This window comes from Streptomyces boncukensis (assembly GCF_011045075.1).
Classification (GTDB): domain Bacteria; phylum Actinomycetota; class Actinomycetes; order Streptomycetales; family Streptomycetaceae; genus Streptomyces; species Streptomyces boncukensis.
The window spans coordinates 1-10,988 of the sequence record NZ_JAAKZZ010000242.1 but is presented as its reverse complement, the minus strand read 5'-3'; the positions used below and the strand labels follow the sequence as shown (position 1 = coordinate 10,988).

14 protein-coding genes are annotated in these 10,988 nt (G+C 70.2%); 11 read left to right on the top strand and 3 right to left on the bottom strand.

Annotated features, from left to right (window positions below; translation table 11 throughout):
- The 6 genes from G5C65_RS21570 to G5C65_RS21550 form a co-directional block, all read left to right on the top strand.
- Positions 1-503: DUF2017 domain-containing protein (locus G5C65_RS21570; RefSeq protein ID WP_165300547.1), on the top strand; the 503-nt coding region annotated here is incomplete at its 5' end.
- A 194-nt stretch (positions 504-697) separates the two neighbouring features.
- Positions 698-2,233 (top strand): alanine/glycine:cation symporter family protein, encoded by a 1,536-nt coding sequence (locus tag G5C65_RS21565; protein ID WP_165300546.1) that lies wholly within the window; start codon positions 698-700, stop codon positions 2,231-2,233.
- 79 nt (positions 2,234-2,312) lie between these two features.
- Positions 2,313-2,738: a M67 family metallopeptidase gene (locus tag G5C65_RS21560; RefSeq protein WP_165300545.1), complete on the top strand. Its 426-nt coding sequence runs from the start codon at positions 2,313-2,315 to the stop codon at positions 2,736-2,738.
- 66 nt (positions 2,739-2,804) lie between these two features.
- Positions 2,805-2,918, top strand: a complete 114-nt coding sequence (locus tag G5C65_RS40490; protein WP_338146564.1) for a putative leader peptide — start codon at positions 2,805-2,807, stop codon at positions 2,916-2,918.
- 98 nt (positions 2,919-3,016) lie between these two features.
- The gene (locus G5C65_RS21555) at positions 3,017-3,349 is read left to right on the top strand and encodes a MoaD/ThiS family protein (RefSeq protein WP_165300544.1); all 333 of its coding nucleotides are present in this window, start codon (positions 3,017-3,019) and stop codon (positions 3,347-3,349) included.
- On the top strand, positions 3,349-4,299 hold the full coding sequence (locus G5C65_RS21550; protein ID WP_165300543.1) for a PLP-dependent cysteine synthase family protein: 951 nt from the start codon (positions 3,349-3,351) through the stop codon (positions 4,297-4,299). Before G5C65_RS21555 ends, G5C65_RS21550 begins: the two co-directional genes overlap by 1 nt.
- A gap of 24 nt (positions 4,300-4,323) precedes the next feature.
- Here G5C65_RS21550 and G5C65_RS21545 read toward each other — a convergent pair whose 3' ends face one another.
- On the bottom strand, positions 4,324-4,683 hold the full coding sequence (locus G5C65_RS21545) for a type II toxin-antitoxin system PemK/MazF family toxin (protein WP_165300542.1): 360 nt from the start codon (positions 4,681-4,683) through the stop codon (positions 4,324-4,326).
- A 145-nt stretch (positions 4,684-4,828) separates the two neighbouring features.
- On the opposite strand from G5C65_RS21545, the gene G5C65_RS21540 reads away from it, so the two are divergent.
- Entirely contained in the window at positions 4,829-5,590 is a 762-nt protein-coding gene (locus tag G5C65_RS21540) for an MBL fold metallo-hydrolase (RefSeq protein WP_165300541.1), read from the top strand.
- Positions 5,591-5,616: 26 nt separating this feature from the next.
- Here G5C65_RS21540 and G5C65_RS21535 read toward each other — a convergent pair whose 3' ends face one another.
- Positions 5,617-6,855, bottom strand: a complete 1,239-nt coding sequence (locus G5C65_RS21535; RefSeq protein ID WP_165300540.1) for a PTS transporter subunit EIIC — start codon at positions 6,853-6,855, stop codon at positions 5,617-5,619.
- 261 nt (positions 6,856-7,116) lie between these two features.
- Complete coding sequence (locus tag G5C65_RS21530; protein ID WP_338146563.1) at positions 7,117-8,418, bottom strand: PTS transporter subunit EIIC; 1,302 nt, start codon at positions 8,416-8,418, stop codon at positions 7,117-7,119.
- A gap of 241 nt (positions 8,419-8,659) precedes the next feature.
- On the opposite strand from G5C65_RS21530, the gene G5C65_RS21525 reads away from it, so the two are divergent.
- The 4 genes from G5C65_RS21525 to rdgB all read left to right on the top strand — a co-directional run bounded on the left by G5C65_RS21525 (position 8,660) and on the right by rdgB (position 10,979).
- Entirely contained in the window at positions 8,660-8,893 is a 234-nt protein-coding gene (locus G5C65_RS21525) for a PTS sugar transporter subunit IIB (RefSeq protein WP_165300539.1), read from the top strand.
- A gap of 169 nt (positions 8,894-9,062) precedes the next feature.
- Positions 9,063-9,788 (top strand): ribonuclease PH, encoded by a 726-nt coding sequence (gene rph / locus G5C65_RS21520; RefSeq protein ID WP_165300538.1) that lies wholly within the window; start codon positions 9,063-9,065, stop codon positions 9,786-9,788.
- 109 nt (positions 9,789-9,897) lie between these two features.
- Positions 9,898-10,293 carry a hypothetical protein gene (locus G5C65_RS21515; protein WP_165300537.1) on the top strand — a complete coding sequence of 132 codons (396 nt, stop codon included), beginning with the start codon at positions 9,898-9,900 and terminating at the stop codon, positions 10,291-10,293.
- A 59-nt stretch (positions 10,294-10,352) separates the two neighbouring features.
- On the top strand, positions 10,353-10,979 hold the full coding sequence (gene rdgB, locus G5C65_RS21510) for an RdgB/HAM1 family non-canonical purine NTP pyrophosphatase (RefSeq protein ID WP_165300536.1): 627 nt from the start codon (positions 10,353-10,355) through the stop codon (positions 10,977-10,979).
- The last annotated feature ends 9 nt before the right edge of the window (positions 10,980-10,988 follow it).

Here is a 10,988-nt window from a genome sequence, read left to right as displayed (position 1 = left end):
GGGCGGCGGGCCTGGAAGGGCTGGAGGGGCTGGAGGACGTCGCCTGGCCGCCGTTCGCCGACGGGCCCTCCGAGCCGCCCAGCGACCCCGCGCTCGCCCGGCTGTTCCCGGACGCCTACGGCCCGGGGCCGGACGCGGAGGGGCTCAAGCCCGACGAGCTGGAGGACGCCCGCGCCGCCTCGTCCGAGTTCCGCCGCTTTACGGAGAACGATCTGCGGGCCCGCAAGCGGGAGGACGGCCTCGCGGTGGTCCGCGCGCTGGACTCGCTCACGCCCGGCGACCGGGGCGCGGTGCTCACGCTCACCCCGGACGACTCCCGGCGGTGGCTCGGCACGCTCAACGATCTGCGGCTGGCCATCGGCACCCGGCTGGAGGTGACGGACGACGATGACGGCAGCGGGCTGTACACGTTGCCGGATTCCGATCCTCGCAAGCCGATGGTAATGGCCTATCTCTGGTTGGGCGGCCTACAGGAGTCACTGGTCGAGACGCTGACGCCCTGAGTTCTCCCGGTATTGCCGGGGGCGCTATCCGTCCGTTATCTGTTCATGTGACTCAGGTCACATCTCTGCGGTCGCGGTCCGTGATAAGAATCCCGGCAACCCGACTCCGTATATCCTCCCCCCGGCGATGTACCCCGTTTCCGTATTCGGTGCCTGCGGAGTCGTTCCCTTACCGCTCGGCCGAAGGTAACCGCATGTCCTGGACTGATCAGGTCGACAAGTCCGTCAGCGACTTCTTTGATCCTATTTCCACACTGATGAATGACATCGTCTTCTACGATGTCCACGTATTTGGGACAGATCTTCCGCTGATGGTCGCCTGGCTGGTGGTCGCGGGCGCTGTCTTCTCCATCTACTTCGGATTCGCGCAGGTCAGGCACCTGCCGGTGGCCCTGCGGCTGGTCCGTGGCAAGTATGAGCAGAAGAACGCGCCCGGCGAACTGAGCCACTTCCAGGCGTTGTCGTCCGCCGTCTCCGGAACCGTCGGCCTCGGCAATATCGCCGGTGTCGCCATCGCCGTCTCGATCGGCGGCCCCGGCGCCACCTTCTGGATGATCCTCTGCGGTTTCGTTGGTATGGCCACGAAATTCGTGGAGTGCACGCTCGGTGTGAAGTACCGGACGGTCAACGAGGACGGCACCGTCTCCGGCGGGCCGATGCGCTATCTGACCCGGGGGCTGGCCGAGCGCGGGCTGCCGGGCCTCGGCAAGGTGCTCGCCTACTGCAGCGCCCTGATGATCCTGATCTTCGCCTTCTTCGGCGGCAACCTCTTCCAGGTCAACCAGAGCCTGGAGCAGCTGGTGTCCGTCACCGGCAAGGACGACAGCATCTTCAACAACTCCGGCGGCGCGCTGTTCTACGGCGCCGTGCTGGCCGCGCTCGTCGCGCTGGTGCTGCTGGGCGGGGTGAAGGCCATCGGCAAGGTGGCCAGCCGGCTGGTGCCGAGCATGGCGCTGGTCTACGTCGCCGCGTGTCTGCTCGTCATCCTCTTCAACATCACCTCGGTGCCGTCGGCCCTGGGCGACATCGTCACCCAGGCGTTCAACCCCGAGGGCGTCGCGGGCGGCGCCATCGGCGCGCTGATCGTCGGCTTCCAGCGGGCCGCCTGGTCCAACGAGGCGGGCATCGGCTCCGCGTCCATCGCGCACTCGGCCGTCAAGACGAAGCGCCCGGCCACCGAGGGCCTGGTCGCCTCGCTGGAGCCGTTCATCGACACCGTCGTCGTCTGCACCATGACCGCGCTGACGATCATCATCGCGGGCGGGCCGATGTACGAGAAGCTGCGGGACGACGCGGCGGCCGGCCGCGAGGTGGACGGCAGCACCAGCCAGGGCATCTCCGTCACCTCGGACGCCTTCGACACCGCGCTGCCCTGGTTCCCCTACGTCCTCACCGTCGCGGTGCTGCTGTTCGCCTTCTCCACGGTGCTCACCTGGAGCTACTACGGGCTGAAGTGCTGGACGTTCTTCTTCGGCGAGTCCAGGACCTCCCAGAACGCCTACAAGGTCGTCTTCAGCATCATCACCATCGCGGGCGCCCTGCTCTCCCTGGGCACCCTGGTCGGCCTCTCCGACGCCGCACTGTTCGCCGCGGCGCTGTTCAACATCGCCGGGCTCTACTTCCTGATGCCGGTGGTCAAGCGGGAGCTGAAGAAGGTCCTGGACTTCACCCGGCGCCGGGACGCGGGTGAGTCGGAAGAGGAGATCGAGGCATCCGAAGCGAAGGCGTAGCCCTCCTTCACGGGGCGCCCCCAGGGGTGCGGGGTGACGCCGGGTACGCGGAGACGGGTGGCTGCTTATGCTGGCCCGCATGCTGACCATCACCCGCGCGCTGCGCGACCAGATCGTCGCCCACGCCCGTCAGGACCACCCTGACGAGGCGTGCGGCGTCATCGCGGGCCCGGCCGGCTCCGGCCGCCCCGAGCGCTTCATCCCCATGCTGAACGCCGCACGCTCGCCCACGTTCTACGAGTTCGACTCGGGCGACCTGCTCAAGCTGTACCGCGAGATGGACGACCGCGACGAGGAACCGGTCGTCATCTACCACTCGCACACCGCCACCGAGGCGTACCCCTCGCGCACCGACATCTCCTACGCCAACGAGCCCGGTGCCCACTACGTCCTGGTCTCCACCGCCGAGTGCGGCAACGACGAGGGCCCGTACTCCTTCCGCTCCTTCCGCATCGCCGAGGGCGAGGTGACGGAGGAGGAGGTCACCCTCGTCGATACATACTGAGACGCCCGCGTCCGCACTGTGAAACACGGATCCGGTTCCGGGGTCGGGAATCGTTACGATGAGCCCATGGTTGTCCACGACGTGAGCGCTTTTGAGGGGACCCCGGGCACTCTGCTGCTCGTGGCGCGCCTGCACGTCGACCTGTGCCGCCTCTCCAGCGCCATCTGTCCGCGCCCGTGACGGGTACGGCGCCCGCGCCGCCGGGCGCCGCCGCTCCGGCCTGCCCGCTCAGCAGCCCGCACAGCCAGCCATTCCTCTTCTCCGACAGGAGCACCCCTATGGCCATCGAGGTCCGCATCCCGACCATCCTCCGCACCTACACCGACGGCCAGAAGGCGGTCGAGGGCACCGGCACCACCATCGGAGACCTCTTCTCCGACCTGGAGACGCGGCACACGGGCCTCCAGGACCGCCTGGTGGACGGCGGCGAGCTGCGCCGCTTCGTGAACGTCTACCTCAACGACGAGGACGTGCGGTTCCTGAACGGCATCGCGACCGAGCTCAGCGACGGGGACAGCGTGACGATTCTTCCGGCGGTCGCGGGCGGCGCCGGGGCGGAGCCCCGTCCTACCGGGGTGGTGGTCGGGCGGCGGTCGGGAGGCATGCGCTGATGCGCTACGACTCCCCGCTGGACGCCGTCGGCAACACCCCGCTCGTACGGCTGCCGCGGCTGTCCCTCTCCGAGACCGTGCGGATCTGGGCGAAGCTGGAGGACCGCAACCCGACCGGCTCCGTCAAGGACCGCCCGGCGCTGCACATGGTCGAACAGGCCGAGAAGGACGGCCGGTTGACCCCGGGCTGCACCATCCTGGAGCCGACCTCCGGCAACACCGGCATCTCGCTGGCCATGGCGGCCAGGCTCAAGGGCTACCGGATCGTCTGCGTCATGCCGGAGAACACCAGCGAGGAGCGGCGCCAGCTGCTCGCCATGTGGGGCGCCGAGATCATCTCGTCCCCGGCGGCGGGCGGTTCCAACACCGCCGTACGGGTGGCGAAGGAGCTGGCGGCCGAGCACCCGGACTGGGTGATGCTCTACCAGTACGGCAACGCCGACAACGCGGGGGCCCACTACGCCACCACCGGGCCCGAGATCCTCGCGGACCTGCCGTCCGTCACCCACTTCGTGGCGGGGCTGGGCACCACGGGCACCCTGATGGGCGCCGGGCGGTATCTGCGCGAGCAGCGCCCGGACATCCGGATCGTCGCCGCCGAGCCGCGCTACGACGACCTGGTCTACGGGCTGCGCAACCTCGACGAGGGCTTCGTGCCCGAGCTGTACGACGAGTCGGTGCTCACCACCCGGTTCTCGGTCGGCTCCGAGGACGCGGTCACCCGTACCCGGGAACTCCTCGCGGAGGAGGGCGTCTTCGCGGGCGTCTCCTCCGGCGCGGCGCTGCACGCGGCGATCGGCGTCGCCCGGAAGGCGCAGCGGGCCGGGGAGAGCGCGGACGTGGTGTTCGTCGTCGCGGACGGCGGCTGGAAGTACCTGTCGACGGGGCTCTACACGGCCCCGTCCACCCAGGAGGCCATCGAGGCGGTCCAGGGCCAGCTCTGGGCCTGACGGCCGTATCCGGCGGGCTCGGGCTCACTCCGCGAGGTGGCGGGCCCGCTCCCAGACGTCCGCGTCCACCGTGCCCGCCCGGCACACGAGCCGTGCGGGCCCGATATCCGCAGCGCCGGGGCCGGCCGGCAGCACATACGCGTCCCGCTCCCGCACCACCCGCACGGCGCGGACGCTCCCGTCGGCGCGGACGGCGAGCACCAGATACGGCCGCTCGCCCGCGCCCGGCACCCGGGCCAGCCACACGTCGCCGGGCTGTGCGCCCGGCGCACGCCGGAGCCCGGACGGGAGGCCGGGCCCGAGGCGCCGGCGTCCGTCGACGAGCGCCGCGACGAACGCGAGCAGTGCCACGCCGCCCAGCGCCAGCCACCACGAGGTGTCCATTCCCCGACGCTACCCCGGGCTGGTGATTCCGCCCACACCAGCGTGCTACCGAGGAGCCACCGGGACCCGCGCGGCTTACGCTCGGAATTCCCTCGTCAAGAACGGGGGATATCCCTCGCCGGCCGCCAACGGAGGTCCCCGCTCCATGAAGCTCACCGTCGTCGGCTGTTCCGGATCGTTTCCCTCGACGGAATCGGCCTGTTCGAGCTACCTCGTGGAAGCCGACGGGTACCGCCTGCTGCTCGACATGGGCAACGGCGCGCTCGGCGAGCTCCAGCGGCACTGCGGGCTCTACGACCTCGACGCCATCGCGCTCAGCCATCTGCACGCCGACCACTGCATCGACATGTGCGGCTACTTCGTCGCGCGCTACTACCGCTTCGAGGGCGGCCGGTGCGCGCCCCTCCCGGTCTACGGCCCGGAGGGCACCGAGGAGCGGCTGACGACGGCGTACGCCGACACCCCCACCGAGAAGTCGATGAGCGAGGTCTTCGAGTTCCGGACGCTGGCGCCGCGCGCGGAGGCGGAGCTGGGCCCCTTCCGGGTGCGCGCCGAGCGGGTGGACCACCCGGTGGAGGCGTACGCCTTCCGGGTCGAGCACCGGGAGACCGGCCGGACGCTCGTCTACTCGGGTGACACCGGCCCCTGCGCCAATCTGGACGCCGTGGCCGAGGGCGCGGACCTGTTCCTGTGCGAGGCGTCCTTCACCTACGGCAAGGAGCAGATCCCCGGGCTGCATCTGAACGGGCGCGAGGCGGGGGAGTGCGCCCAGCGCGCCGGGGCCGGGCGGCTGGTGCTCACCCATGTGCCGCCGTGGACGGACCCGCAGATCAATCTGCGGGACGCCAAGTCCGTCTTCGACGGGCCGGTGGACATGGCGCGGCCGGGCGCGGTCCACGAGATCTGATCCGCGCCCGGCCCGCTGCCCTGCCGCTACTTGGTGAGGTCTTCCACCTCTTCGTCCGGTTCGCGGCCCGGCGTCTTGATGTCCAGCTTGATGATCAGGAAGCGGAACGTCACGTAGTAGATGACCGCGAAGCAGAGCCCGATCGGGATGATCAGCCATGGCTTGGTCGCCAGGCTCCAGTTGATCGCGTAGTCGATGAACCCGGCGGAGAAGCTGAAGCCGTCGTGCACCCCGAGCGCCCAGGTCACCGCCATCGACAGGGCCGTCAGCAGGGCGTGCACCACATAGAGCACCGGCGCGATGAACATGAACGAGAACTCGATCGGCTCGGTGATGCCGGTGACGAACGAGGTCAGCGCCAGCGAGACCATCATGCCCAGCACGGCCTTGCGGCGGTGCGGCTTGGCGCAGTGCGCGATGGCGAGCGCCGCCGCCGGGAGGCCGAACATCATGATCGGGAAGAAGCCGGACATGAACTGCCCCGCGCTCGGGTCCCCGGCGAAGAAGCGGGCGATGTCGCCGTGCACGACGTCCCCGCCGTCCTTGTACTCACCCAGCTGGAACCACGCCACCGTGTTGAGGAACTGGTGCATGCCGACCGGGATCAGCGCACGGTTGATCGCGCCGAAGATGGCCGCGCCGCCCGCGCCCAGGCCGGTCATCCACTCGCCGAAGTCGGTGATCGCGTCGCCGATCGGGCCCCAGATGAGGGTGAAGAGCACGCCGACGGCGAGGCCGACGAAGGCCATGATGATCGGCACCAGCCGGCGGCCGTTGAAGAAGCCGAGCCAGTCCACCAGCTTGGTGCGGTGGTACCGCTGCCAGACGACGGCGGCTATCAGGCCCATCACCACGCCGCCGAGCACGCCCGGGTCGTTGTAGACGGCCGGGGTGTCCTCGCCGTTCTTGATGACGGCCTCGTGGACCGGGAACGCCTGGAGCACGTTCTTGTAGACGAGAAAGCCCACCAGCGCGGCGAGCGCGGTCGAGCCGTCCGACTTCTTCGCGAAGCCGATGGCGACGCCGATGCAGAACAGCAGCGGGAGGTTGTCGAAGATCGCGCCGCCGGCGCCCGAGAAGGCCGCGGCGACGTCGTGCCACTTCAGCCCGTCGTCGCCGAAGACGTCCGGCTGGCCGAGCCGGTTGAGGATGCCGGCCGCGGGCAGGACGGCGATGGGCAGCTGCAGGCTGCGGCCCACCTTCTGCAGCCCCTGGAACAGTCCGGAGCCCCGCCTCTTCGCGGGAGCTGCGGCTTCCGTGCTCATGTCGTGTTCCTCCAGGTGAAGCGGGCGCCGCACAGGGAGGAGGCCCGCTCAGTGGTCCAGTCCACAGTACTAGTGGTTTAGACCATTATTAACATGAGCACGCCGGGGTACGGAATCGCTTCCTCCGAGGGGTTCGCCGCGCGCACGGAAGGGCCCTCGGGGCCCTTGACGCGCGGGGCGCGTGCGGGGCGGCGAGGGCCCTTCCGCCCTCCGGGCGGCGGCCGGTGCGGCCGGTGCGGCCGGTGCGGTCGGCGCGGCCGGTCAGGCTTGGGTGTTCTCCTTCTCGATCTCCTCCGCCAGCTCCTCGGGCTCCCGGCCCGGCGTCTTGAGATCGAACTTGACGATCACCAAGCGGAAGATCACGTAGTAGACGACCGCGAAGCACAGTCCGATGGGGATGATCATCCACGGTTTGGTGGCCAGACTCCAATTGATCACGTAGTCGATCAGTCCCGCGGAGAAGCTGAAGCCGTCGTGCACCCCGAGCGCCCAGGTCACCGCCATGGAGACACCGGTGAGGACGACATGGATCACATAGAGCGCGGGCGCCACGAAGAGGAACGAGAACTCGATCGGCTCGGTGACCCCCGTGACGAAGGAGGTGAGCGCGACCGACACCATCATCCCGCCGACCACCTTGCGCCGCGCCGGGCGGGCCGCATGGGTGATCGCCAGCGCCGCAGCGGGCAGCGCGAACATCATGATCGGGAAGAACCCCGAGGTGAACTGGCCCGCGCTCGGGTCGCCCGCCAGAAACCGGTTGATGTCGCCGTGCACCAGGTCGCCGTCCGGCTTCCGGTAGTCCCCGAACTGGAACCACATGAACGTGTTCAGGAACTGATGCATGCCGATCGGGATCAGGGCCCGGTTCGCCATGCCGAAGATGCCGGAGCCCCAGGCGCCCAGGTCGGTCATCCACTTGGAGAAGCTGGTCAGCCCGTCACCGATGGGCGGCCACGCCCACTGGCACAGCGAGGCGACGCCGAGCGCGACGAAGGCCATGATGATCGGCACCAGCCGGCGGCCGTTGAAGAAGCCGAGCCAGTCCACCAGCTTGACGCGGTGGAAGCGCCGCCAGAACCAGGCGGCGAGCAGTCCCATGACGATACCGCCGAAGACGCCAGGGTTCTGGTACGTGGGCGCCCCGGCCGCCGTGCCGCTCTTGCCCACGCAGACCCCGTCCTGGAAGGAGGAGCCGTCGGGGCAGTGCGGGAACTGGTGCAGGATGCCGTAGTAGACCAGGAACCCGGCGACGGCCGCGAGCGCGGTGGAGCCGTCCGCCTTCTTGGCCATCCCGATGGCGACGCCCACGCAGAACAGCAGGGGCAGCCCCAGCGCGGAGTCCAGCAGCGCGCTGCCCGCGCCCGCGAAGACCTTGGCGACCTCCGTCCACTTCAGCCCCTCGTCGCCGAAGACGTCGGGCTGCCCGAGCCGGTTGAGGATGCCGGCCGCGGGCAGCACGGCGATGGGCAGCTGCAGGCTGCGGCCCATCTTCTGGAGCCCCTGGAAGAAGACCGACGTCCACCGCCGGTGTGGCGCTGCCGCTGCGGCTTCGGAACTCACGGGCTCCTCCTGTCTGCCGGCCGGGCGTCGGCCCCATGACCAACGACTCCGCGGGCCTGTCGCATACTGGTGTAGACCTCTAGCGCGGGAGGGCGGCCAGGGATGACCGCCGTACCGTGCGGAGCAACCGCCATCATTCGCTAGATAGAGGACATATGCCCGCGAAGATGGGCTGAACGTGGTCTCATATGAACTGCGACGCCCAGCGGTCCACCGGGCCCCGGAACACCAGGAGAAACACATGGCCAGCAAGGCTGAGAAGATCGTCGCCGGACTCGGCGGGCTCGACAACATCGAAGAGGTCGAGGGCTGCATCACCCGGCTCCGCACCGAGGTGAGCGACGCCTCCCTCGTCGACGAGGACGCCCTCAAGGCCGCGGGCGCGCACGGTGTGGTGAAGATGGGCACCGCGATCCAGGTCGTCATCGGCACCGACGCCGACCCGATCGCCGCCGACATCGAGGACATGATGTGAGCTGAGCGCCCCGAAGGGGCGCGGGGAACCGCGTGCCCGGCCAGGGGACACCTCCCTGTCCGGGCGAAGCCGGGAGCTTGCGGCGCAGCCGCGAAGGACACGGGCCCCGCGCCCCTTTTCGGGCGCCCCGGCTCGGCGAGGGAACCCGGGCAGGCTCTAGGCTCCCCCCATGTCTCGTATCGACGGCCGAACGGCCGAAGAGCTCCGCCCCGTCAGCATCGAACGCGGCTGGAGCAAGCACGCCGAGGGATCCGTCCTGGTCTCCTTCGGCGACACCAGGGTGCTGTGCACGGCGAGCCTGACCGAGGGCGTGCCGCGCTGGCGCAAGGGCAGCGGCGAGGGCTGGGTCACCGCCGAGTACGCCATGCTGCCGCGGTCCACCAACACCCGCGGCGACCGCGAGTCCGTACGCGGCAAGATCGGCGGACGGACCCACGAGATCTCCCGGCTCATCGGGCGCTCGCTGCGCGCTGTCGTGGACTTCAAGGCGCTGGGCGAGAACACCATCGTGCTCGACTGCGACGTCCTCCAGGCCGACGGCGGCACCCGGACCGCCGCCATCTCCGGGGCCTATGTGGCGCTCGCCGACGCCGTCTCCTGGGCCCAGGAGAAGAAGCTGATCAAGGCCAGGGCGCAGCCGCTCACCGGCACCGTCGCCGCGGTCAGCGTGGGCATCGTGGGCGGCGTCCCGCTGCTCGACCTGCGCTACGAGGAGGATGTGCAGGCCGAGACGGATATGAACGTGGTCTGCACGGGGGACGGGCGGTTCGTCGAGGTCCAGGGCACCGCCGAGGGCGAGCCGTTCTCGCGGGACGAGCTGAACGGCCTGCTCGACCTCGCGGCCAAGGGATGCGCCCAGCTCGACGGCGTCCAGCGGAGCGCGCTCGGCCGGTGACGCAACTTTGCGCACGCTTTACGCGTCTCACCGGGTGCGGGCCGCACGCGTCGAACCGTGCGGCCCGACCAGTGCGCCAGTGGCGGGGACAGGGGAGGGGAGCAGGGGATTGCTGCGTAGGACGACGGTTGCCGCCGTTGCCGCGGTCGCGCTGGCGGTGCCGTTAGCCGCCGGCTGCGACGACAAGGACGCCGGGGACGCGGTGGGCCGGGCGCTGGACTGCGCCAAGACCGCCTTGGAGGTCTCGGACGCCGTGGACGACGCCCAGCGGGCCGCCCTGGAGGCGGCCGTGAAGCCCGACGAGGCCGACGAGCCCCTCGACCGCGTCGACGAGAACCTCAAGAGGGTCAAGGACAAGACGGACGACGCGGATGTCGAGCGGATCGCCGACAAGCTGGGCGACGCGGTGGACAGCATGCGCAAGGACGTCGAGGCGGACCGCAAACCCGACACCCGGCCCCTCACCGAAGCCGCCGACGAGCTCACCAAGATCTGCAAGAACTGACCGGGCACGGCCGCCCCGGTCCGGCACCATCGGGCGGGGCGGCAGCATAATCGGTGCCCATGAGCACCAAGCGCCTGATTCTCGCCACCCGCAACGCCCACAAGGTCACCGAACTCCGGGCCATCCTCGCCGACGCGGGCCTCGCACTGGACCTCGTCGGCGCGGACGCCTATCCGGACGTGCCCGACGTCAAGGAGACCGGCGTGACCTTCGCGGAGAACGCCCTCCTCAAGGCCCACGCCCTGGCCCGCGCCACCGGACTCCCCGCCGTCGCCGACGACTCGGGGCTGTGCGTCGACGTGCTGGGCGGCGCGCCCGGCATCTTCTCGGCCCGCTGGGCGGGGGCCCACGGCGACGACCGCGCCAACCTGGACCTCCTCCTCGCCCAGCTCGCCGACATCGCCGAGCCGCACCGCGCGGCGCACTTCGAGTGCGCCGCGGCCCTCGCGCTGCCCGACGGCACCGAGCGCGTCGTGAGCGGCCGGCTGCGCGGCACCCTCCGGTACGCCCCCGCGGGCACCGGCGGCTTCGGCTACGACCCCGTCCTGCAGCCGGAGGGCGAGACGCGGACCTGTGCGGAGCTGTCGGCGGCGGAGAAGAACGCCATCAGCCACCGGGGACGGGCCTTCCGGGACCTGGCTCCCGTCGTCCGCGAACTGCTCGCGGCGGACGAGGACCGACCCTGAAACCCCGGC